The organism is Perlabentimonas gracilis (assembly GCF_011174675.1).
Lineage (GTDB): Bacteria > Bacteroidota > Bacteroidia > Bacteroidales > Tenuifilaceae > Perlabentimonas > Perlabentimonas gracilis.
In genome coordinates this window covers 54,544-78,747 of the sequence record NZ_JAANIG010000008.1, presented here as the reverse complement: position 1 = coordinate 78,747, position 24,204 = coordinate 54,544, and the positions used below count along the sequence as shown (strand labels likewise).

Annotated in this window: 14 protein-coding genes; 9 read left to right on the top strand and 5 right to left on the bottom strand. The window is 42.7% G+C overall.

Annotation, left to right across the window (positions count from 1 at the left end; all coding sequences use genetic code 11):
• Positions 1-6 precede the first annotated feature (6 nt).
• The 4 genes from prmA to mazG form a co-directional block, all read right to left on the bottom strand.
• The gene (gene prmA, locus G8O23_RS05380; protein ID WP_166362564.1) at positions 7-846 is read right to left on the bottom strand and encodes a 50S ribosomal protein L11 methyltransferase; all 840 of its coding nucleotides are present in this window, start codon (positions 844-846) and stop codon (positions 7-9) included.
• Entirely contained in the window at positions 847-1,608 is a 762-nt protein-coding gene (gene tpiA, locus G8O23_RS05375) for a triose-phosphate isomerase (protein WP_166362562.1), read from the bottom strand.
• A gap of 85 nt (positions 1,609-1,693) precedes the next feature.
• The gene (locus G8O23_RS05370) at positions 1,694-2,773 is read right to left on the bottom strand and encodes an ABC transporter permease (RefSeq protein WP_166362560.1); all 1,080 of its coding nucleotides are present in this window, start codon (positions 2,771-2,773) and stop codon (positions 1,694-1,696) included.
• 8 nt (positions 2,774-2,781) lie between these two features.
• Entirely contained in the window at positions 2,782-3,561 is a 780-nt protein-coding gene (mazG, locus tag G8O23_RS05365; RefSeq protein WP_166362558.1) for a nucleoside triphosphate pyrophosphohydrolase, read from the bottom strand.
• A gap of 266 nt (positions 3,562-3,827) precedes the next feature.
• On the opposite strand from mazG, the gene G8O23_RS05360 reads away from it, so the two are divergent.
• Positions 3,828-7,181, top strand: coding sequence for a two-component regulator propeller domain-containing protein (locus G8O23_RS05360; protein ID WP_166362556.1), 3,354 nt, complete (start codon positions 3,828-3,830; stop codon positions 7,179-7,181).
• A 16-nt stretch (positions 7,182-7,197) separates the two neighbouring features.
• Here the strand turns inward: G8O23_RS05360 and G8O23_RS05355 are convergent, their stop codons facing one another.
• Positions 7,198-7,977, bottom strand: a complete 780-nt coding sequence (locus G8O23_RS05355; RefSeq protein WP_166362554.1) for an SAM hydrolase/SAM-dependent halogenase family protein — start codon at positions 7,975-7,977, stop codon at positions 7,198-7,200.
• A 208-nt stretch (positions 7,978-8,185) separates the two neighbouring features.
• Between G8O23_RS05355 and G8O23_RS05350 the strand changes: the two genes are divergently transcribed.
• From G8O23_RS05350 to G8O23_RS05310, 8 genes are all read left to right on the top strand, one after another.
• Positions 8,186-11,095: a two-component regulator propeller domain-containing protein gene (locus G8O23_RS05350; RefSeq protein WP_166362552.1), complete on the top strand. Its 2,910-nt coding sequence runs from the start codon at positions 8,186-8,188 to the stop codon at positions 11,093-11,095.
• A gap of 315 nt (positions 11,096-11,410) precedes the next feature.
• Positions 11,411-13,030: a PKD domain-containing protein gene (locus G8O23_RS17615; protein WP_219932426.1), complete on the top strand. Its 1,620-nt coding sequence runs from the start codon at positions 11,411-11,413 to the stop codon at positions 13,028-13,030.
• 116 nt (positions 13,031-13,146) lie between these two features.
• The gene (locus tag G8O23_RS05335; RefSeq protein ID WP_166362550.1) at positions 13,147-14,250 is read left to right on the top strand and encodes a glycoside hydrolase family 16 protein; all 1,104 of its coding nucleotides are present in this window, start codon (positions 13,147-13,149) and stop codon (positions 14,248-14,250) included.
• Positions 14,251-14,292: 42 nt separating this feature from the next.
• The gene (locus G8O23_RS05330) at positions 14,293-17,385 is read left to right on the top strand and encodes a SusC/RagA family TonB-linked outer membrane protein (RefSeq protein WP_166362548.1); all 3,093 of its coding nucleotides are present in this window, start codon (positions 14,293-14,295) and stop codon (positions 17,383-17,385) included.
• Between the two features lie 18 nt (positions 17,386-17,403).
• Positions 17,404-18,948 (top strand): RagB/SusD family nutrient uptake outer membrane protein, encoded by a 1,545-nt coding sequence (locus G8O23_RS05325; RefSeq protein WP_166362546.1) that lies wholly within the window; start codon positions 17,404-17,406, stop codon positions 18,946-18,948.
• An 82-nt stretch (positions 18,949-19,030) separates the two neighbouring features.
• The gene (locus tag G8O23_RS05320) at positions 19,031-21,277 is read left to right on the top strand and encodes a glycoside hydrolase family 3 N-terminal domain-containing protein (RefSeq protein WP_219932424.1); all 2,247 of its coding nucleotides are present in this window, start codon (positions 19,031-19,033) and stop codon (positions 21,275-21,277) included.
• A gap of 28 nt (positions 21,278-21,305) precedes the next feature.
• Complete coding sequence (locus tag G8O23_RS05315) at positions 21,306-22,871, top strand: sugar porter family MFS transporter (RefSeq protein WP_166362544.1); 1,566 nt, start codon at positions 21,306-21,308, stop codon at positions 22,869-22,871.
• 8 nt (positions 22,872-22,879) lie between these two features.
• A complete protein-coding gene (locus G8O23_RS05310; protein ID WP_219932422.1) occupies positions 22,880-24,199 on the top strand; it encodes a glycoside hydrolase family 2 TIM barrel-domain containing protein in 1,320 nt (439 codons plus the stop codon).
• The last annotated feature ends 5 nt before the right edge of the window (positions 24,200-24,204 follow it).

The window sequence follows — 24,204 nt, the reverse complement described above, 5'->3', positions numbered from 1 at the left end:
AATGCATTAGCTAGTTTTTCTGGTATGCACCAAGGCCCAGTCGTTCTTGGTTTTGCTTTGCACCGGAGTAAGTCCATGCTGCTTGGCGGCTTGCTCTATGGAAGCGATATCGCCGGTTAGTATGCCGCTCATGACTAGCACTCCACCGGGATTTAGGCTTTGTACGTATCGCTCCATATCGTTTAGGAGGATATTGAGGTTGATATTGGCCAGAATTACATCGAATTTCTGGTTTCCAATGGCGGCAGCGTCACCCAGCACCACATCAATTCTGAAGCAGTTGTTAGCAGCCACATTCTCCCTTGCGTTCTCGTATGCCCAGCTATCGTTATCGATAGCTTTAACATGGGCTGCACCAAGTTTTTCGGCCACAATGGCCAGTATGCCCGTTCCGCTGCCCATATCGAGTACCGATTTCCCCTTCATATCCAGCGAGAAGATCTCCCTAGTCATTAGCCAAGTGGTTTGGTGGTGGCCAGTACCAAAGGCCATTTTGGGCTCAATAATAATTTCCAGCTCAAAGCCCTCCTGGGCTTTATGGAATGGCGCGCGAACCCTACAGAGATTTTCAACGGTTATGGGCTCAAAGTTCGATTCCCACTGCTTGTTCCAGTTCTGGTCGTCGATATGTTGAACCGTGTAAACAGCCTTTACATCAAGGGTTAAATCGTTGAAAAAACTATTCAGGCTTGCATCGTTGTATAGATGGGTTGGGATGTAAGCCGTTAAGCCCTCAGGGTTTTCAGTAAAGCTGTCGAACCCCAGCTCAGCCAGCAGGGCAGTTATAATTTCTGCTGCCTGCGGGCTGTATGGGGTAAGCTGTATGGCTACCTCGGTGTACTTCATTTACTTGGGAAATGATTTGGCTATGGCAATAAAATCCTCGGCTTTAAGCGATGCTCCACCTATTAACCCGCCATCAACATCGGGTTTGGCGAAAATCTCCACGGCATTGTCGGGTTTACAGCTACCGCCGTACAGTATGCTGGTGGCATTGGCAACGGCATTGCCAAACTTTTTCACTAGGCATTTTCTGATGTGTGCGTGCATCTCCTGCGCCTGCTCTGGCGTTGCGGTTCGGCCTGTACCAATGGCCCAAACGGGTTCGTAGGCAATTATCACATTTTTCATCTCGCCTTCGGTGAGGTTGAAAAGTACCTCTTCTATTTGAGTTTGAACAACCTCAAAGTGTCTGTTGGCGTCACGCTCGTCTAGCACTTCTCCACAGCAGAAGATGGGGGTTAACCCTTTGTCGAGCGTAAGCTTCACTTTTTTAAGAAGTATTTCGCTGGTTTCGCCAAAGTATTCGCGACGCTCCGAGTGGCCTAGTATTACGTGACTGGCACCGGTTGAGGCAATCATATCAACAGAAATTTCGCCCGTATATGCACCCTTATCCCAAGCCGCACAGTTCTGGCTACTTACCTTAACCTTACCGCCCTGCAGCTTGTTTGCCAGAGTATGTAGGTGTGTAAATGGAGGGGCAATAATAAGCTCAACATCCTGGGGTAGCGATTGTGAAAGCTCGTTTACCTGTGCGGCCAGCTTTAGGCCATCCTCAAGGGTTGTGTTCATCTTCCAATTTCCTGCAACAATCTGTTTTCTCATTTCTTTTGATTTTTATGTCGGTAAATAAATATTTTTTTAGGAAATCAATCTTATCAAAAATACGAATAAATTCATTCGGTTAGGCTCACGACAATCGTATTCTTGGATCGAGGTACGTGTAGGCTATATCAACCAAAAAGTTGACCACCACAAATACGATGGATAGCGTAATTACCGAACCAAGTACCAGTGGAACATCGTAGCTGTTAAGAGCTTCAACAATTACATAGCCCAACCCCTTCCATCCAAAGATGTACTCAATGAAAACCACGCCGGCCATTAGTGAGGCAAACCACCCCGATATGGCCGATACCACTGGGTTTAACGAATTTTTCAGGGTGTGCCGCCAAATCACTTTGGTAAAGGTAAGCCCCTTGGCCTTGGCCGTGCGGATGTAATCCTGCGAAAGCGTTTCGAGCATGGAGTTTCGCGATAGCTGCGTAACAATGGCCAGTGGCCGAATGCCCAGCGTAAATGCTGGTAGGATTAGGTTTTTGAGATGGAGGTGCATCCCTTCGCCCAAATTATCAACCTCCATAAGGTTACCCGTTAGGTTTAACCCTGTAAAGTCGCCTAGCATAAATGCGAAAAGCCAGCCAAAAAGAATGGCGGCAAAGAATGACGGTACGCTCATACCAAAGGCTGAGAGTACGAGCAGGGTCCTGTCTATCCATGTATCCTTTTTTAGCGCAGCTACAACACCCAGCCCAATGCCTATGATGGTGGCAAATACCATAGCGGTAATGGCAAGGATAAAGGTGTTGGGAAGCGTTTCGGAGATAATGGCGGTTACGGTTTTTCCGCTTTGGAACGAGCGCCGTAGGTATGGCGCCTTAACTGCAATTGCTCTCGATGAGCTAAGCCTAATGGTTGTGGCAATGGAGTATACCGACCTATCGAGGTAGATATAGCTATTGGGGTTGTTGTGATTATGGATTGATACGGGCGATAGGTCGTTGATGTATTTTAAGTACTGGTAGGGCAGGGGCTTATCGAGCCCCAGATCGCGACGAACAGCGGCCAGCGAGGCCTCATCGGTTCTTTGCCCCATTACCATTCGGGCTGGGTCGCCTGGAATTAGGTTGAACAGAATAAACACCAGCGTTACCACGCCCCAAACCACAAGGATACTGTACAAAAATCTTTTAACAACGAATTGAAGCATAGTAGTGCTTAGGGTTTGTCGAATGCTTTGGCTTGTTCCCAAATCTCGTTCATCTCGTCAAGGGTCATGGTTTTTAGCGAGCGTCCCTCCTTAATGGTTTTGCTCTCGAGGTAACCAAAACGTTTTATAAACTTTTTGTTGGTGCGCTCCAGAGCCGTTTCGGGGTCGATATTGTAAAGCCGGGCGGCGTTCACCACGGAGAATAGCAGGTCGCCAAATTCGGCTTCAATCCTATTGCTGTCGTCTTTTTCAATTTCTCGTTTTACCTCTTCGAACTCCTCGCTCACCTTGTCCCAAACCTGATGGCGTTCCTCCCAGTCGAAACCAACGGCACGTACCTTTTCCTGAATCCTATTGGCCTTAATGAGCGCCGAAAGCGATTTGGGTACGCCCGAAAGCACCGTTTTATTTCCCTGCTTTTCCGACATTTTTATCTGTTCCCAGTTCTTCACCACTTCATCCGAATCATTCACCTCAGTGGTGCCAAATACGTGGGGGTGTCGATAAACGAGTTTGTCACAAAGCTGATTGATAACATCGGTTATATCGAAGGTATTGGTTTCCGAGGCAATTTTGGAGTAGAAAACGATGTGTAGCAGCAAATCGCCCAGCTCCTTCTTAACATTTTCCAAATCGTTCTCCAGAATAGCATCGGCCAGCTCGTAGGTTTCCTCAATGGTAAGGTTGCGTAAGGTTTCAAAGGTTTGTTCTTTGTCCCAAGGACACTTCTCTCGAAGTTCTTCCATTATATTAAGTAGGCGTAAAAAGGCCTCGTCGGGTTTTTTCATAAAATACTATTAGAAGTTTCTCATAAATTTTGACAACAAAGTTAGAAATTAATATTCCATCTTGGGATAAAAGTTCTGGGTGGGTACGATTGCTGTATACAAAAGAAATCACTTTTAAAGTGTACATCTATTAAAATAGGGGTAAAACTGCCTATTAAAACCCAGAATATGAAATCTGTACTGAATTTATAGTTTTTTTTATACAGTAATATCATTCACTATCCTAATCTTACCATATATTTAGATATGACTAAAATATGCCTTTTATGAAGACCTCTCGTTGCAGTATTACTAGGTTCCGGTTTCCTAAATACTTATTCTTTTTTCTGGTTTGCATTATTGCAACAAATAGCTACTCACAGAGCACAGATTTAAAATTTAGTCGATTAACAGTACGGGATGGTCTTTCTCACAATAATGTATACGCTATTGTACAGGATAATTTCGGATATCTTTGGGTTGGAACCCAGGACGGACTTAATAGGTATGATGGTAAGAAGATTAAGGTATTTAGAAATGAAGTGGAAAATAGTAACTCTTTATCGACCAGTAATTTTGGTAAGATACTAATAGACAGGTCAGGTTATTACTGGTTTGGCACATTTGGTGGAGGCATTGATAGATACGATCCTGTTACTAATACCTTCAAAAACTTTTCGTATTTACCCAACGATTCAAATTCAATAAGCAATAATCAGATAATTTTCATTTTCGAAGACAGCAAGGGCGACTTATGGTTTGGAACACCTGATGGAGGGGTGAATAGGTATAACCCAGATAGTGAGAATTTTACAAGATTTAATCATACAGAGAAGGATCCAAATAGCCTGAGTGGGAATAGAGCCAATTGTATGTGCGAAACGCCCGATGGAACCCTATGGTTTGGAACAGAAAACGGCCTTAACCGTTTTGATTCTGCTAATGAGAGTTTTCATCGATATTCCCATAACCCTAATACATGCAATAGCCTTAGCGGCAATTTCATTCAAAATATGATTGCCAATGATGACGGAACGATATGGATTGCTATTCATGGTGGAGGATTAAATCATTTCGCCCCAACTACCAATACCTTTACACGATATACCCATAATCCTTACAATTCGTCAAGCATTAGTGATGATAAGGCTGATTGCATCTTAAAAGATTCCAATGGAAATCTCTGGATAGGAACCTATGAGGGAGGGCTTAACAAGTTTGATGCAATATCAGGCAGGTTTACACACTACAAGAATGACCCTAACAACGATTTTAGCATCAGCAGCAATCGAATTGAGTACCTGTTTGAAGATAACTCAAAGGTTCTATGGATTGGAACCCGTGGAGGCGGTTTGAGCAAAATAGATTTAAAACCAAGGAAATTCAATAACATAAGGCACGACCCAACAGCGAAGCATAGTTTGCCTCAGCATAATATTATGGCTATTGCAAGTGATAGTAAGGGTAGCATTTGGATTGGAACCGATGGGGGTGGATTGACGCAGTTTAACTCAGAGAATGAACAGTTTCTCCATTTTACAAATATCCCTGGGAAGGAAAATAGTTTGAGTAACAATAGGGTATGGTCCGTTTTAGTGGATTCAAATGAGGTGATATGGGCAGGTACTTATCAGGGAGGGTTAAACAGGATAGAGAGGCGGGGAGGTGAGTTTTATTACAAAAATTATTTGTATGACCCTAGCGATAAATCGAGCTTAAGCAGTAATCAGGTTAATTGCATTTTCCAGGACAATGAGGGCCAGCTATGGATTGGCACAGCTCAGGGGCTGAACAAGTTGGTTGGGGATGAATCAAACCATACTTTCAGGTCATACAGGCATAGCCCATTTAATCATACTTTTCAAACTAACGACAATTATGTTAATTCAATTATTCAGGATAAGCAGGGTAAAATTTGGATAGGGTCTTACCAAAGTGGTTTGTATGAATTTGATCCTAAAAATGAGAAGTTTACACATTTTGTCCCTAATGTAGGAAACCCTCTTAACTTTCTAAAAACCCTAAACCTAATGGCTCTTTTCTGCGATAGCCAAGGTGATATTTGGATTGGAACAGAATCAAGGGGTTTGCTAAAGCTGGACAATGAAAATCGATTAGCAGAACCACACCCTAACAATCAGGTGCTAAAGAGTAAAACTATTATTGGGATGCTTGAGGATGATTACCAAAATTTATGGATTGTTACCACTGGTGAGCTGTATAGATATTCTCTTGTCGATAGTAGTTTTATTTCGTTCTCCTATGACGATGGTATTGAAGTCAATGGGTTTAATAGAAAATCATTTCATAAAAACTCTAAAGGTCAGCTTTACTTTGGCGGGAATGCAGCTCTAACATATTTTCATCCTAAGCAGGTTACAAAAAATCCATATATTCCCAAGGTTACAATCACCGATTTTAAGGTTTTGTCAGAATCAATTTGGGAAAACTCTTTAATCCCTTTTGTACATAATCTGCATTTCGACAATAGTATTACCCTCACGCATAAAGATTACCTTTTTTCCATCGAGTTTGCCTCGTTGGATTTTACTAATCCTCAAAAAAACCAATTTGCCTATACCCTTGAGGGGTTTAGTAATGAATGGATAGAGGCAGGGACAGATAATTCAGTAACATTCACCAACCTTAACCCTGGGAAGTACACATTTAAGGTTAAAGGGAGCAATAACGATCTGGTTTGGAACGAAGAACCTGTTGAACTCCAAATACATATTGTACCACCATTTCGGAAAAGAGCATGGTTTATTATTGTACAAACAGTAGTTCTTGTTCTTTTAATTCTTTTGTACATAAGATATCGGACATATCGCCTAAGGAACGATAAGTCCGTCTTAGAAAGTAGGGTTAAAAATCGAACTAAAGAGTTACACGATAAGAACAAGCAGTTAGAGTATGCACTGGAAAAATTGAAAAGCACACAGATACAGCTTATTCAGTCAGAAAAAATGGCCACAATTGGTGTACTTACATCAGGAATTTCTCATGAAATAAATAATCCCTTAAACTTTATTCATGGAGGAATTACTTTACTAGAGAAGTATGTGAATGAAAATCTACAATCACACCAAAAGGATATAATGCCATTGGTAGACATTATTGTTGAGGGTGTGGTTCGGGTTACTAATATTATTCAAACTTTGGATCAGTTTAGCAGAGAAACCGATAGCTATACAAACACATGCGATGTTAATAGCATAATTAATAATTGCCTATTTATGCTTAAGCAGCGATTTGTAGATAGAGTAATTGTAAAGACAAATTATTCCGAACACTTACCTCCAATTAGAGGAAATGAGGGCCGATTGCATCAGATGTTTTTCAATATTCTTTTCAATGCAGATCAATCTATAGAAAGTAAAGGGGAAATTTCCATTACAACCAAGGTTGAGGAAAGCAATGTTCAAATTGTGATAGCGGATTCCGGTTGCGGAATTAGGAAGGAGTTAATCTCAAAAATTACAGATCCTTTTTTCACCACTAAAGAGCCAGGAGAGGGCGTTGGCCTCGGCTTGTCATTGGTTTATGCCATCGTTAAAGAGCATCGTGGACATATTAGTTTCGAATCGGAGGAGCAACAAGGTACAACGGTTATGCTAAGTCTTCCAATAAGATGCCAATAGTAAGACTGACTTGATATCAAATAAAGTTAATTCGCACACTGCCTCCTACTCTCAAGCTAAGTAGCTCGGCAGCATATCCATTTCTAATGGCAATCTCCAGCAGATTGGCGGAGTTGAATAGGGCTAGCAGCTCGCCGGCATCAACCTGATTGTAGCTGGTGCTCAGCTTCGAGATTTTATTGTGATTACTCTGTACAAAGATGTTGTAATCCCGGTTTTGCCTAACCCTCTCGAAAATGCTTCTGGATATGTTGGTAATGGCATTTTGGTACGAGTCGATGTATATGATGCTGCCGGTAATCACCGATTCGTCGATGGTGGCCTTAAAGGCTATTCGCTTATCATAATCTGTTATCTTCTCACCCAAGTTGTTTGCTAAGATATTTTGGACAGCCTTAACGTATGCAGAAAGCGATGCAAAGCTGCCTTCGGGTGCGAAGGGTACCTCATGTACTTCTTCAGGAGTATCAGTAATTAGTAACCCAATGGTTCCGTTATCGGGGGTAACAAAGTAGTGCTCTTGCCATTTGCAAATAAGAATGCGCGAGGTAACGCTGGCTTCGCTATTAACCATTATTAGATGAATGCTACCCTTTGGAAAGAAGCTAAAGCAATTTTTCACCACAAAGGCTGCATTGTGGATATTAAAGCTAGCCACATCATGCGAAATATCAACCACTTTAAGCTGAGGCATTGATGACAAAAGGCTCCCCTTGAGCATACCCAAGTAGTAGTCATGCTGTCCCCAATCGGTTGTAAGCGTGATAAGTGGTATATTGGTGGTCGATTCTAGCATCCAAAGTTATAAAGGAACAAAATTGGCTAAAAAAAAGCATTAGCCGAAATTTCTACACTGTCTTTTTGTAGCATAACTTATGGTGATCGATTTTTTTATGAAACAAATTTGTAGCAGCAGCTTTAGTCCTATTGGAAAATAAAGTATTTTAAGAGTTTGATTTATATGATCAAATCCTTACTTTTAGGTAATTCTCAAATTGGTGAAAATGAAACAACGCTTTGGTTTTACGTTATCTTTTTTAGTGGTATTTGCCGGGTTAACCTCTTATGGACAGATAAAGAGCATTGGTTTACCCAGCATTGTTAACCACAGTAAAAGTGTGTACAATGCTAGTACTCAGAATTGGAGTATTGCCCAGAATAGTAAAGGTTTCATGTACTTTGGAAACAACGATGGCGTGCTAGAGTACGATGGCACAGGATGGCAGCTTTACCCCGTTCCCAATGCTTCGATTGTGCGTTCAGTATTTGCTGTTGGCGATACTATCTACACCGGAGCGTTTGAGGAGGTTGGGTTTTTAGCACCAGATTCTAGGGATAAGCTCGAGTATCATTCCCTTAAAGGCAAGATTCCTAAGGATTATGCCAACTTCGATGAGATTTGGAATATTTACCAAGTAGATGGTGGGATGATATTCCAGTCCTTCAATTATATTTTCAGGTATAGCTCGGGAGCGTTTACTGTTATCAAGCCGCGGAGTAAGTTCAGCATGTTGCATAAGGTGAATGATTCGTTTTACGTGGTAGATTTGGAATACGGGCTTATGCAGCTTGTTGGTGATAGCTTGATTCACATTAGCGATCACCCAATATTTTTTAGAAATGAGATCAGGTGTGTGCTCCAACTCGACGAGAGAAATTTACTTATAGGCACTTCCAACGAAGGACTCTTCCTTTTCAATCGCAGCAGTAGGGCCATAAGGCCATGGCAAACCGAGGCTAATACTAAGATGCGTGAGAATAATCTATTCTCAGCACTACAATTATCCACAGGTGATTTTGCTTTTGGGTCGGTTAGCAATGGCATATATATAAGCAACCCCAAGGGAGAAATTCTTCAGCATCTCAATAGATACAAGGGGTTGCAGAACAATACCATACTCAGTCTTTTCGAGGACAAGAGGAATAATTTATGGTTAGGACTCGATAATGGGATTGACTACTTAGAGATAAGTTCTCCTTTATCCTTTCTAAATTACAACTATAATATTGAGAGTGCATACTCATCTATAGTTCACAATGGAATTCTCTACATAGGAACAAATCAGGGGTTATATGCAAAAAGGTTTAGCGAGGTAAACAACTCAACCATAGCATCCGATGGGTTTGAACTAATTAGGGGTACCGATGGTCAAGTGTGGACTCTACAAATTATTGACAATACGCTGTTCTGCGGACATAACTATGGGTGCTTTACTATCAATGGGTTTTCTGCTCAGCAAATTTCCGATAGGAGAGGGTATTGGGCTTTCCAAAAGTTACCTAGTCATAGCAGTATTATTATTGCTGGAACATATAATGGCCTGGTTGCCCTTGAAAAAGTAAACGAACAATGGCAATATGCCCACGAGATAACTGGCTTTGGCGAATCAAGCAGAAGTTTACACCTCGATCAAGAGCAAAGCCTGTGGATATCACACGGCTATCGTGGCCTTTATAGGCTAAAATTATCCTCAACTTTAGATTCCGTGGTTAGTATGAAACTTTATCGTTCAAGCGCAGGGCTACCTTCTCAGCTACCCTATAACTTAAATGATATCAATTCTAGAATGTACGTGTCCACCCATAGTGGAATACTTAAGTACGACTTGTCCTCAAACGCATTCATTCCTGCCGATGATATTGATAATCATTTAAACGGTAAGGGTTTCATCGATAAGCTGCATTTGGATAAGTATGGTAATATTTGGTATTATACCACTAGTTACCTAGGAATTATGCGATTGCTTGAAGATGGTAAATACATTGATATTACTGCACCATTCTCGGCGATAAATGAGATATTACTCCCTTCGTTTCAAAATATTTATACCCATGACCCATATAATGTTTTTATTGGTTCGCAAAAGGGGCTAATCCATTATGCCCCCAATATTATTAAGGACTATAAGGAACCCGAACAGGTTTTCATAACAGAAAAAGCATTCTATGGTAAACAGAATATTAGGGGAGAGCAACAAGTAGTTTCTAAAGATGGGGTAAGCGTTTACGAGATACCTTTTACCTTTAATTCTGTAACATTCCGATTTACTAGCCCTGCGTTTGAACGGCCCGAAAAAACTGTTTTTTCGCACCGTTTAGTAGGCTTCGATTCCCGGTGGTCCAACTGGGAAGGGGTAAACTTTAAGGAATACACCAACCTAAGGGAGGGTAGCTACACCTTCCAGGTTAAGGCTATGAACTCCTTTGGGGCTGAGACAGAAATTAAGAGTTTTCATTTTACCATTAAGCCTCCCTTTCTAAGGTCAAAGGTTGCCTATATCGCTTATTCAGTCTTACTTACTTTAATCCTTCTGGGTAACTTTTACTACATCCGCAAGCGAATACTCAAAACGCGATTGCGCGAAAAGCTCAGGCATGAGAAACGATTAGCCCAGCGAGAAAAAATGTTTAAAGAGCAGTCTGCCCTTAGCGAGAAGGAAATAATGCACCTACGTAACGAGAGCCTTCGTAACGAGATGAAATTTAAGAATAAGGAGCTAGCTAACGCTACCCTTCACCTTATACAAAAGAATAAAACCCTTACATACCTGAGGGAGGATCTTACTAGATTATTGAGAAATATTCCCTCAGATAGCCCCGAAAAGCAAAATGTGAACAACCTTTTAAAGAAAATTAATAAGGATCTAAAGAACGAAAAAGGCTTGGAACTTTTTAATAGCTACTTCGATGACGTGCATCAAGACTTTATTGCAAGGTTGAAGGACAAGTACCCCGATTTAACCCCCAAAGAGCTAAGGCTATGTGCCTACCTTAAGATGAATATTTCAACCAAGGAGATAGCCCCCCTCATGAATATATCTGTTAGGGGTGTTGAGATTAGCCGCTATCGTTTGCGAAAAAAATTGCAGCTTGACCATACTACCAACCTTACCGATTTTCTCATATCCTTTTAAGTGTAACACTCCAAAACATAACATATAGATTATTTCCGTTTTTTCAACATTCCATCTAAACATTAGCGCAAAGGTTTGCGAGAAGTGAATACTTTTATTGAGAAAGTTATAACTGCTAAGTAGGGTGAGTTAATAACCACACAATCAGTAGTAAATAATCTTTTATGATGTAGTGTTGATGTAGCTAGTTATTGCTGTGTTGTACTCTTGATGTGGCTGTTTTTTTGCGTTTGGGTTTGTACCCGCATTAATTTGTGATTAGGAAAACTCTGATAACTCAGCCTAACCTAATTACTAATTTAAAGTACTTAAACTATGAAAACAAGAAAAGTCAACATTTTTACAAAGTCTTTTTTGCTATTAGGAATCTTTGCCCTTGCAATTTTTCCTTCATGTAAGGATGAAGAGACAACTCCCGATCCAATTGCAAGTTTCCAGTATGCTATAAGCGATGAGAACTGGAAAGAGGTAACCTTTACCAACTACTCGCAGCATGCCGAGAGCTATAGTTGGGCTTTTGGCGATGGCGAAACATCAACCGAAGAGAACCCAGTTCATGTTTATGCCGAGGGAGGCACTTATACTGTAACTCTTACTGCTACCAATAAGGATGGCGTTAGTATTGAGTTTAGCCAATCAATAACTATTACCGATCCATACGTTGCCTTAAGATTGTTGGTGGGTGAGTCTTCAAAAGATTGGCGACTTTTACGCGATGGTATTACAATGGGAATTGGCCCTGGCCTAATCGAAGAAACTGGTGAGTATGATTATTTTTCTTGGTGGAATCTCGAAAATGATGGCAGTCGACCATGCATATACAATCAAACCTGGACATTCAGCGAAGATGGCACTATGACATTTGATGATGGAGGGATGATGTGGGGCGATGACCATGTATTTGCTGGAACTGACCTACTTGGAACTTGTTTTGAAGCTACAGAAGCCAATATGGTTAATAAAGATGGGGTTAATGTAAGTGATTGGTTAGGTGGCACCCATGCATTTACTTATAATCCTTCATCTGGCAAATTAACCTTAACTGGCTCAGGTGCTTGGATGGGATTACTAAAGGTTTCTCCGGGTGGTTATATCGCAGTACCTGGTCAGTCTATTGAATACGATGTAAAAATCTCAGAGGAGCAAGACTATGATTTGATGGAAGTTTCAGTTTGGATAGCAGGTGACAGTCATTACTGGCAATTCAACTATGTAAGCTATCACAATTGGGCAGATGAACCAGATGTTGTTTCATTCTTTGTTGATTTTGGTTTTGAAATTAATGATTTTGAAGTAACGTTTGAGAATCTTTCAAAGGATGCAGTTTCCTATAGCTGGGACTTTGGTGATGGTAATACCTCTGCCGAGGAAAATCCCGTTCATACATATGCTGAAGAGGGTGTATATGAGGTTACTTTAACAGGTACTAGTGCTAATGGTGATACCAAAGAGGCAAAAAAGAATGTAACTATTAGTTTAAATCCTACCGAACCTGCACCAACACCGACAGAACCAGAAGCAAACGTTATATCAATTTTTAGTGATGCTTATACAGATATCACTGGGGTTAATCTTAATCCTAGTTGGGGACAGGCAACTGCGACCTCAGTAATAGAAGTAGTTGATGGTGATAATGCTTTAAAGATGGCTGGATTGAACTACCAGGGAATTGCATGGGAAGATAATGCTCAGGATGTTTCAGGTAAGACCAAGTTGCATTTAGATGTTTATTGTGCAGTTGTTACCGATGTAAATGTTTCCTTGATTGGTGCAGGAGAGAATCCCGTTAAAATAACAACTGAAGCAGGTGTGTGGAAGAGCATCGATATCCCCCTTTCAGAATATACTGTACCAGACTTAACCGCTATTATTCAGATGAAGTTTGATGCTGCAACATCTCCAACCATCTTTGTAGATAACATCTATTTCTACTAATGTTTGCAAACAACTTGTGTAATTAAATAGCTATTTGGTTAATAAATATAGGGAGCTTCTGCAATATAGGGCTCCCTATATTAACCCAATTCTTAATCAATTAAAATAATACTTGTATGATTGTTCGGCTCATAGGGTTGTTTCTGTTTCTTCAGGGATTAGTAGCTTGCGATAGTGAAATTGAAATTGATATAACAAATCCCGCAAATCTTGAGGTAGAAGTCGATGTTGCAGATGATGCAACGGGGATAGTAGATGTGCTTGCTTCTGCCGACAATGCCGTGAACTATGAGCTGTGGGTAGAGGGGATAGATGAATTGGTTGATGAGTCCGTTGACGGAGTATTGAGTTACACATTTACTGCCCAAGGTAATTTTAAAATCGATGTTAGAGCCTATGGATCATCAGGTCGATACATCAAGGAATCGAAAACGGTTTTTATCAATTTCGAAACCAACGTATCAGTGGGCGAGGGTTACACTACCCCAATTGAGTACGATGGCTATACCCTAATTTGGAACGATGAGTTTGAAACCAACTCCGTAAATACGAATAAATGGGTTTTCGAAACTGGCAATGGCTGCCCAAATCTTTGTGGATGGGGTAATAATGAGTTGCAATACTACCGTGCCGAGAATGCTTGGGTTGGCGATGATGTGCTTACCATCGAAGCCCGAGAAGAGGCTTATCAAGGGCGAAGCTACACATCTACCCGAATGAAAACGCAGGGAAAGTTCTCATTCAAGTATGGTCGGGTCGATATTAGGGCACTACTCCCTAGGGGCCAAGGCATTTGGCCAGCGCTCTGGATGCTTGGGAACAGTATAACGTCAGTTGGGTGGCCCGCATGTGGCGAGATTGATATTATGGAGATGATTGGTGGTAACGGACGCGAAAACACAGTACACGGCACTGTACATTGGGATAGCAATGGACACGCATATACTGGTGGTGGCTATACCCTTTCGTCAGGTAATTTTGCCAACGAGTATCACGTGTTTTCAATTATATGGGACGAAACATATATCAAATGGTATGTTAACGATGTGAAATTCTACGAAGTTAACATAACCCCCAATCATATGGCTGAGTTTCATCAACCCCATTTCTTCATCTTCAATATTGCGGTTGGTGGTTACTGGCCAGGTTCTCCCGATGCAACAACCGTTTTCCCTCAGCAAATGAGAGTCGATTACATCCGTGTATTTCAAGTGGAATAAGCTTTAGTATTATCCCGCGTAAAACTTTTAATAGTGAAACTTATGAAAATTAATTTTTTCAGGCTAAGTATAATAGTAGCTCTTTCGTTACTTTCAAGTATTGCTCAAGCTCAGCCGCACAGCATCTCAGGTATCGTAAAGGATGCCGAAACGGGCGAAGGCATAATTGGAGTAACTGTAGTGGAGCAAGGTACAACAACGGGCACTACCACCGATTTGGATGGAGCTTTTAGTTTTACCATTTCCAATCCAACGGCTACGCTTGATGTATCATTCGTTGGATACAAATCTGTTTCAGTTCCAGTTAACAGTCGGGCATTTATTGAGATTGTACTTCTTGTTGATATGATGGAGCTCGACGAGGTTGTTGTGATTGGTTACGGTGTACAAAAGAAAAAGGTGGTAACAGGCGCCATCTCTAGTGTTAGCGCCGAGGAGATTAGTGCTACACCAGTGCTCCGAATCGATCAGGCTATGCAGGGTCGAACAGCCGGAGTTCAAATTACAAACCTATCGGGTCAGCCCGGTGAGGCTCCAACCGTTAGGGTTAGAGGAGCCGGAACCACCGGCAATTCCGAACCTTTGTACATTGTTGATGGAATGGCCGTAGGGGGAATTGACTACCTAAACCCCGGCGATATAGAGTCAATTGATGTTTTAAAAGATGCCGCCTCTGCGGCAATCTATGGAGCAAGAGCCGCCAATGGTGTGGTGCTTATCACAACCAAAGGCGCAAAGAAAGGCGATATGTCCGTGACCTACTCGGGTTACTATGGCATACAGAATGTAAGCAGAACAATTGATATGCTTAATGCAGATCAGTACCGTGAGCTTATGAACGAGGGTGCAAGAAACTCGGGATTAACCGAGCCCTTTGATTTGAACGAAATTCCCAAACACAATACAAATTGGCAGGATCATTTGTTCCAAAGCAATGCTCCTATGACCAATCACGAGCTTTCTGTTACCGGAGGTACCGACAAGTCGAGCTACGCATCATCCATGTCGTACTTCTCCCAGCAAGGGATTATCGGTGGCGAAAAGTCTCAATTCGATCGCATAACGGGTCGCCTAAACTCTAGGCATCAGGTAACCACAAAGTTTCAGTTTGGTAGCAATTTGGCCTACTCGCACATAGTGCGACGCGGAATTGCCAGTAACCAATCGTTTAATGGTGCATACAGCAGTGCCCTCAACCTCGATCCGCTCACTCCCCTCTACATAGACGATCAGGATGTCCTGGCAACATTCCCTTACTCTACCGAGCCTGTTGTTACCACCAAAGATGGTAGGGTGTACGGAATTTCAAATTATGTAGGAGCCGAAATAGTTAATCCACTGGCACTGCTCGAGATTGAGAATGCTGAAACCCGGGTTGATAAGGTTGTTGGAAATATCTTCGGCGATCTTGAAATAATTGAAGGCCTTAACCTAAGAACTAGCCTGGGTATCGATTTGGCCTATGTGCTGAACGACTCCTACAGGCCACTATTCTACCTAAACGGGGCACAGCTTAATGTTGATAAAACATCAGTACAAAAGAATATCGAACGATTTTACACTTGGCAGTGGGAAAATACATTGTCGTACACCAAGCAGATTGAAGATCATAATTTCACTGGTTTACTAGGGATGACTGCCAGCAAATCGAATTTTGAGAATTTGTTTGGGTTTAATGCTAAGGTACCCATAAACGATCCTAACCATGTATATCTAAACATGGCTACCGATACAGTTTGGAATGCCCTCGGAGGAGCTGCACACTCAGCCCTTCTCTCTGGTTTTGCTCGTGTAACCTACGATTACAAAAGCAGGTATGCTTTTACGGGTATTATCAGAAGGGATGGATCTTCTAAGTTTGGTCCAAACCAACGATATGGTATATTCCCATCCCTAGGCGTGTCATGGGTGGTAAGCGATGAGGAGTTTTTCCCTGAGGTCGACCAGATTAGCTTCGTTAAGCTAAGGGCTTCATGGGGCATTAATGGTAATCAGGAAATTGGAAATTACCAGTTCATATCTGTAATGGACAAGAGCAGGGGGTATATATTTGGTAATGGTCGAGAGTTTGGAGCGTCACCTGCCTATATCGAGAATAATGATATCCATTGGGAGGAGTCAGAGCAGCTCGATATTGCCCTCGACTTTGGTGCATATAACAATCGCCTAACCGCAACCATCGACTATTACATTAAAACCACAAGTGGCCTTCTGGAAAGAATCCCAATACCTGCACACGTGGGTAACGACCCACCTGTGGCAAACGTGGGGAGTGTACAGAATAAGGGGGTTGAGCTGTCCATCAATTGGCGACACTACTTCAACGATTTTGGATATTCTTTAGGCATAAACGGTGCTTACAACCAGAATAAGATGACCAAGATTGGTAACGATGAGGGAGTACTTCCAGGTGCCACATGGGCAGTAGCTGGTATGGTTACTCGCACCGAGCTAGGTTTGCCCATAGCTTACTTCTGGGGTTACGAAACCGATGGCATCTTCCAGAGTCAGGCAGAGATTTTCCAACACATAGGCAAAACCGGACAAGTTCTTCAGCCCAATGCAAAGCCAGGTGATGTTCGCTTTGTTGATGTTAACAACGATGGCCGAATCAATGAGGAAGATAGAACTATGATTGGTAACCCTACACCACCCTTAACCTTTGGTATGAACGCATCGGTTGATTACAAACGCTTCGACTTATCAATACTGTTAGTGGGCTCGTACGGAAACGATGTGTTTAATGGTGCTCAAAGGCAGGATCTTCGCTATACCAATCGGTCAACGGCTATACTCGATCGTTGGACTCCCGAGAATCCATCAACCACTACCCCTCGGTATACTTGGGTCGATGTGAATAACAACTATAGGGTATCAGATCTGTATGTGGAGGATGGTTCGTTTGTAAAGGTAAAGAACGTTCAGCTTGGCTACACCCTTCCCGAAGTATTGCTCAATAGGATAAGCTCTAGAACTTGGCGTTTTTACGTATCTGTTGAGAACCTTTTTACATTCACCAAGTACACTGGTGCCGATCCCGAAATTGGTGCAATGAGTTCATTCAATATTGGTATCGATAGGGGGATATATCCTCAGGCCCGAACCATTCGCTTTGGAACTTCCATGACATTCTAATATTAAAGCAAACAGAGTATGAAGAAATATATTTTTAAATCAGCTAAAGCATTACTTGTTGTGCTACTATTGGCGGGTTGCGAAGATTTTCTCGATCTTAAACCCCTTGATCAGGAGGTATCCTCAAACTTTTACCAGACTGAGGATCAGGCCAAACAAGCTCTGATTGCCATTTACGATGTGCTAACATACCAATCGACTCCTGGCGTTTCATGGGCACCATTTATTACTATGTCCGATATTCTCTCTGACGATGCCTATGCCGGTGGAGCCGATGCCAACGATGGAATGGATGAGAATGAGTTCAATACATTTAACATACCCACAACCAGCTTAATTGCTCATTCCATTTGGATTAAAAACTACATTGGAATTTATCGTGCAAACCTATTTTTAGAGGTAATCGACGGTATTGATGCTTCCGATGAGTTCAAGGCTAGAACCATTGCCGAGGCCAAGTTCCTAAGAGCTTACTTCTACTTCGAGCAGGTTCGTTTTTTCGAGAATATACCGCTGCTTACCGAAACAGTAAAAGGCCCTTCTGAATATCAACAGGAGCAGAATTCACCCAAGGAGGTTTACGACCAGATTGCCCTCGATTTGGTAGAGGCGATCGACGATTTACCCGAATCGATTGTGCCTGCTGAGGCTGGCCGTATCACCAAGTGGGCCGCTCAAGCACTCTTAGCAAGGGTTTACCTGTTTTACAATGGGGTTTACAATGCCGACCTTGTTGCTGGCCAAGAAACAGTCGGTCAGGCCGAGGTGCTGGCTTATCTCGAGGATTTAATCTCTCGCAGTGGTCATGATCTGTTCGAGAACTACGAAGATAATTTTAAGCTAGCTGGTGAATTTGGAATTGAATCGGTTTTCGAAATCTCATACGGCGATACCCCTGAATGGTGGGATTGGGATTATGTTAGAGGAGGTAACGGAAACCTTTCGGCTCAAATGCAAGGGCCAAGGGTAACTGGATCGCAAAAGTGGGACAGGGGTTGGAGTTTTGCACCGGTTAACCATAAGCTAGCCCTCGACTTAGCTGGTGACCCCCGATTTGAACACACCATACTTACTCAGGAGGAGCTGGATGGAAAACTTTCCACCGGATATCAGCATACTGGATATTTCTCCAAGAAGTATTCCTCCGATGCCGAGCATTGGGGCACAGGGGGGCAGTTTGAACTTAACAGAACTTGTAATCACCGAGTTATTCGCTACTCCGATGTGCTGCTTATGGCTGCCGAACTCGGAAGTCCAAATGCACAGCAATACCTCGATAAGGTTAGAGATAGGGTAGAGCTAGCTAGCGTGCCAGCAACAATCGAGAATATTATTCGTGAACGAAGGCTTGAGCTATCGCTTGAGGGTATTCGCTACTACGATGTGATTCGCCTTGGCCTTACCGACGAGTTGACCCACAATGTTCGAGGGCCAAACTATTTGGGCGATCAGCAAATATTTGATGTTAAGTTCAATCCTAGCACCAAAGGATTTCTACCTATTCCTCAGAACGAGATAGACCTCTCGGGCAATACCCTAGTACAAAACGATGGGTATTTGTAGCTGTAACTTCTAGATGAAGTGTTGCCTATCGGCAATAGCATAGGCAGCACTTCATTCTTTACAAACTTTTTATACTGAATCAATGAGTAAAATCGTAAAGGTTTTATTACTAGCCTTTCTTGCCTTTTCTCAGATGGCCTGTAGCTACATTAATTCGACAGATAATCTAGATAATCAGGTTGATAAGCTGCTAGCACAGATGACACTTGACGAAAAGATTGGTCAGCTTGTGCAGAAGAACGGTGATCATCCCAACCTCGACAAGATGATAGAGGAGGGAGGCATAGGGTCGGTTCTAAACCAGGTAAACCCCGATGAGGTATTAAGGATACAACGATTAGCCGTTGAGGAAAGTCGTTTGGGTATCCCCTTGCTAATTGCCCGCGATGTTATTCACGGCTTCAGAACCATTTTGCCTATTCCATTGGCTCAGGCTGCATCATGGAACCTAACTTTGGTTGAGGAGGGCGCTCGTGTAGCTGCCACCGAAGCGGCCTCGCAGGGTGTACGTTGGAGCTTTGCTCCAATGATTGACCTAACCCGCGACCCACGGTGGGGTCGAATTGCCGAGGGTTTTGGCGAGGATCCATTGCTCAATGGTGAGTTTGGAGCAGCTGTGGTGCGAGGCTTTCAGGGCGATAGCCTTTCCAATCCCACCTCAATAGCCGCATGTCCCAAACATTTTGCTGCTTACGGCTGGGCCGAGGGTGGTCGCGATTACAACACGGCCAATATTTCTGAGAGTGATTTGTACGATATTGTTCTACCTCCATTCATCAAAGTTTTCGAGGCTGGTGCGGCAACAACTATGACCGCCTTTAACGAGATCAATGGTATTCCTGCAACTGGTCACGCTCCGCTACTCCGCGATTTGCTTCGCAATAAGTGGAATTTCCAAGGGGTTGTGGTTAGCGACTGGGAGTCGGTTACTCAAATGGAGGTGCATGGCTATACACAAAACCCAAAACAATCGGCATTAAAAGCAATGCAAGCCACAGTCGATATGGAGATGGCAAGCACAGCTTACGAAACCCATTTAAAGGAGCTAATAGCCGATGGAAAGATAGAAGAAAAGGATATTGATGATGCTGTAAAACGGATACTTCGTCTTAAGTTTGAACTAGGACTCTTTGATAATCCTTACGCTCATACCGCTGAGTTTCCCGAATTACTCAACCCAAAACATTTAAACGTTGCCAAAACGATGGCGCAGGAGAGCGCCGTGTTGCTTAAAAACAGCAACAGGGTTTTACCCTTATCCGATGATATTAAAACCCTTGTAGTTATTGGACCACTTGCCGATGCACCACACGACCAGCTGGGCACTTGGATTTTTGATGGACGAAAAGAGGATGCAATTACACCTTTGCAATCGCTAAAAGCAATGGCCAAGGAGAAGGGGATAGAATTAAAATACCATCGAGCGCTAGAGACTAGTCGCTCAAAAAATATTATTGGCAAGCAAGCCATTTTAAACGATGTGAGGAGAGCCGATCTGGTTCTGCTTTTTTTAGGTGAGGAGTCAATACTGTCGGGCGAATCGCATAGCTTGGCAAATATTGATTTGCAAGGAGCGCAAATGGAGCTGGTTGAAATGGTGGCCACAGTAGGGAAACCCGTTGTGGCTACCATTTTGGCTGGGCGTCCGGTAACTTTCGAGAGGGTTGAACCCATGCTCGATGCGGTACTGTACGCTTGGCACCCCGGAACTATGGCAGGACCGGCCATTGCCGATCTTCTGTTCGGCGTAGTTTCACCCTCGGGTAAGCTACCCGTTACATTCCCTCGCCACGTCGGGCAAATTCCCATTTACTACAACCATAAACGAACCGGTAAACCTGCATCAAACCAAACGTGGGAACGCCTCGATGATATTCCAGTTGAAGCACCCCAGCTTTCCATAGGTAACACCTCGCACTACCTCGACTATGGCTTTGAACCTATGTATCCATTTGGATATGGGCTTAGCTACTCATCATTCCAAATATCCGAGGTGAAAATTGAGGGTAGTAAACTTAGCGTTGGCGATAAGCTGATTGTTTCGGCATTGCTAACCAACACTGGCGACCATGAGGCCGCTGAGGTGGTTCAGGTTTATACGCATCAACTTGTTGGGAGTCGCACTCGACCTGTTAAAGAATTACGGGCATTTCAGAAGGTTCTTCTTTCTCCTGATGATTCAGCCCATATCAAGTTTAGTATAAACACAAACGATTTAGGCTTTCACAATCCCGCTATGGAGTATGTGGTTGAGCCCGGACAATACCATATTTGGGTGGGGAATAGCTCCGAGCACGGTATCCAACTTAGCTTCGAAATCATCAACTAGTTCTAAATAGTTAATAAAACCTTTTACAATGAATAAAAAGACATACACCATATTTGTTTCCCTTGTGGTTGCACTCGGTGGCTTTTTGCTTGGATTTGATAGTGCAGTGATATCAGGTGCTACACCATTTTATCGCGAAACCTTTGGCCTTAATTCAGGGTCAATGCTAATTGGCTTTTCCGTAAGCTCGCTAATTCTTGGAGCTATTATGGGCAATATAGTAGCGGGTGGTTTAGCCGATAGATTTGGTCGGCGCCGGGTACTTATGTTTACTGCCCTACTATTTGTTGCCAGTGCCATTTTTACTGCTTTCTCTTTTGATATAGTTAGCTTCATAATTGCTCGGGTTCTTGGTGGGCTAGGTGTTGGTATGGCCATACTTATTGCCCCGATGTATATTGCCGAGATAGCTCCCCGAAAGCTAAGGGGAACACTTGTAACATTCAACCAGCTGAATATTGTATTGGGAATTTCCATTGCCTACTTCTCAAACTACTACTTCCAGCAAACCATAGCCGATCCCGATTTTAAATGGAGAATCATGCTGGGGGTTGAGGCTGTACCGGCTATCCTATACTTCTCGCTTCTATTTTTTGTTCCTCGTAGCCCCAGATGGCTTATACAAAAGGGACAGGATGCTGAAGCACAGGGTGTACTTGTAAAAATACATGGTAAAGAGCAATCGGCAATTGAGCAAAATGAGATAAACGAAAGCCTAAAGAACGAAATAAATAAGGAAAAAGCTCGCTGGTCCGATGTGTTTTCAAAAAGAATGAAGCTAGTACTAATTATTGGATTTGGTATTGCCTTCTTCCAGCAGATAACAGGGATAAACGCAATATTCTACTATGCCCCAATGATTTTTGAAATGGCTGGTGGTGGTAAAGATGCAGCATTTATGCAGGCTGCAATTCTTGGTGTAACCAATGTGGTAATGACAGTAGTGGCTATGTTTCTTATCGATAGACTGGGGCGTAAACCATTGCTTTATATTGGTGCTGCTGGTATCTTTATCTCTCTTGCCATAGTAGGTTTTTCTTTCAATAATGCTAAGTACACCATCGATCATAAATCGATGACGGAGTTGACCCTTGAACTGAAGCAAATGGGTGCAACCGATATCCATATGAGTAATATTGATAAGCTAACACAACTTAAGGGGAATGCATTTAAAAGTGAGGTATCGTTTTTTAGCTTGGTTAAGCAAACGGTAGGTGTCGATACCTACAATAGTTATAAGGAGATTATCCTTAAACACTCCATCTCTATCAATCCTGTATGGGTTCTAATTGGTCTAATTATGTTCGTGGCCTCGTTTGCCATTTCCATGGGGCCAGTAATGTGGACTTTACTTTCTGAGATCTTCCCAAATAAACTCAGAGGCTTGGCCATATCTATAATGGGTTTCTGGAACTCCATTGTGAGTTTTTCCGTTGCCACCGTTTTCCCTGCTCAACTTGAGTATATGGGGTCTAGTGCAACCTATTTTATCTACTCACTTTTTGGCCTTCTAACGCTAATATTTGTATGGCGATTTGTGCCAGAAACTAAGGGTAAATCGCTCGAAGAGTTAGAAGCTAATCTTATTAAATAAATACCGCTATGAAAACAAAAATTCTATTGATGGGACTTGTCGCTTTGGGTATGCTTGCGTGCAATACCGAAAGCAATAAGAAGGTTGACCCCATGTCTCAAGGCCCTTCGAAGGTGGAAATGAAAAAGATTGATGACAGGTATCGCCTGTTTGTGAATGGCAAAGAGTTTTTTGTAAAAGGTGCTGGTTGTGAGCACGGTGCGTGCCATTTGGTTGCTGACCACGGAGGAAACTCTATCCGAACTTGGAGAGTGAATAACAGCCAAACTACAGGTAAAGAGGTATTAGATAAGGCCTGGGAAAGTGGACTAATGGTTATGATGGGGCTCGATGTAGCCAAGGAACGCCACGGTTTCGATTATAATGATGAGGAGGCTGTTGCTAGGCAGCTCGAAGCAATTAAAAAGGATGTTATTGCCATTAAGGATCATCCAGCATTGCTGGGGTGGGGCATTGGCAATGAGCTAAATCTGCGCTACACCAACACAAAGGTTTGGAATGCGGTTGACGATATCGCCAAAATGATAAAGGAGGTCGATGGCAACCACGTGGTAACCACAATGCTTGCAGGCATTGGGAAGGACGAGGTAGATTATATTCGCGAGCATTGCACAAACATCGATTTTATCTCCATTCAAATGTATGGCGATATCATTAATCTTGCTCAACGTATAGAGGAAGCTGGTTATGATGGGACTTACCTTGTTACCGAGTGGGGAGCAACTGGCCATTGGGAGATGCCCTCAACCGAGTGGGGGGTGCCCATTGAGCAAACCTCATCGGAAAAAGCCGATGCCATTAAGCTTCGCTACCAAAAGGCTATCCTTGCCAACGAGGCAAACTGTCTAGGTTCGTACGTGTTCCTTTGGGGACAAAAGCAGGAGCGTACTCCCACTTGGTATGGACTATTTACTGAGTATGGCGAGAAAACCGAAGCCATAAATGTTATGGAATACATGTGGACCGGCAAGCAACCCGAGCATATGGCACCTCGTGTGGCCAATGCAATTATAAGAGGGAATGGTGGCCGTTTCGATAACGTGAAATTGAACCCTAACACCGAGTACTCTTCATTAGTTGAGGTTGAGCATCCCAATAACGTGGTTCTAAAGGCTAGAGCCGAGATTATGCCCGAGCCCGTTGAACTTAGCGATGGTGGCGATTTTGAGCAGCGTCCGCAATCCATCGAGGGGTTAATTATATCTGCTTCTGTTTCGGAAGTGAAATTCAAAACCCCTGCCGAAAAGGGTGCTTACCGCCTATTTATCTACATTGTAGATGATAACAACAATGCTGGAACGGTAAATATTCCGTTCTATATTGAGTAATTAAA

Excerpts from the sequence above, each read along its gene's own strand:
- G8O23_RS05370 (WP_166362560.1), bottom strand. The coding sequence starts at position 2,773 with ATGCTTCAATTCGTTGTTAAAAGATTTTTGTACAGTATCCTTGTGGTT.
- G8O23_RS05360 (WP_166362556.1), top strand. The coding sequence starts at position 3,828 with ATGAAGACCTCTCGTTGCAGTATTACTAGGTTCCGGTTTCCTAAATAC.
- G8O23_RS05335 (WP_166362550.1), top strand. The coding sequence starts at position 13,147 with ATGATTGTTCGGCTCATAGGGTTGTTTCTGTTTCTTCAGGGATTAGTA.
- tpiA (WP_166362562.1), bottom strand. The coding sequence starts at position 1,608 with ATGAGAAAACAGATTGTTGCAGGAAATTGGAAGATGAACACAACCCTT.
- G8O23_RS05355 (WP_166362554.1), bottom strand. The coding sequence starts at position 7,977 with ATGCTAGAATCGACCACCAATATACCACTTATCACGCTTACAACCGAT.
- G8O23_RS05325 (WP_166362546.1), top strand. The coding sequence starts at position 17,404 with ATGAAGAAATATATTTTTAAATCAGCTAAAGCATTACTTGTTGTGCTA.
- G8O23_RS05315 (WP_166362544.1), top strand. The coding sequence starts at position 21,306 with ATGAATAAAAAGACATACACCATATTTGTTTCCCTTGTGGTTGCACTC.
- G8O23_RS05320 (WP_219932424.1), top strand. The coding sequence starts at position 19,031 with ATGAGTAAAATCGTAAAGGTTTTATTACTAGCCTTTCTTGCCTTTTCT.
- prmA (WP_166362564.1), bottom strand. The coding sequence starts at position 846 with ATGAAGTACACCGAGGTAGCCATACAGCTTACCCCATACAGCCCGCAG.
- G8O23_RS05310 (WP_219932422.1), top strand. The coding sequence starts at position 22,880 with ATGAAAACAAAAATTCTATTGATGGGACTTGTCGCTTTGGGTATGCTT.
- G8O23_RS17615 (WP_219932426.1), top strand. The coding sequence starts at position 11,411 with ATGAAAACAAGAAAAGTCAACATTTTTACAAAGTCTTTTTTGCTATTA.
- mazG (WP_166362558.1), bottom strand. The coding sequence starts at position 3,561 with ATGAAAAAACCCGACGAGGCCTTTTTACGCCTACTTAATATAATGGAA.
- G8O23_RS05350 (WP_166362552.1), top strand. The coding sequence starts at position 8,186 with ATGAAACAACGCTTTGGTTTTACGTTATCTTTTTTAGTGGTATTTGCC.
- G8O23_RS05330 (WP_166362548.1), top strand. The coding sequence starts at position 14,293 with ATGAAAATTAATTTTTTCAGGCTAAGTATAATAGTAGCTCTTTCGTTA.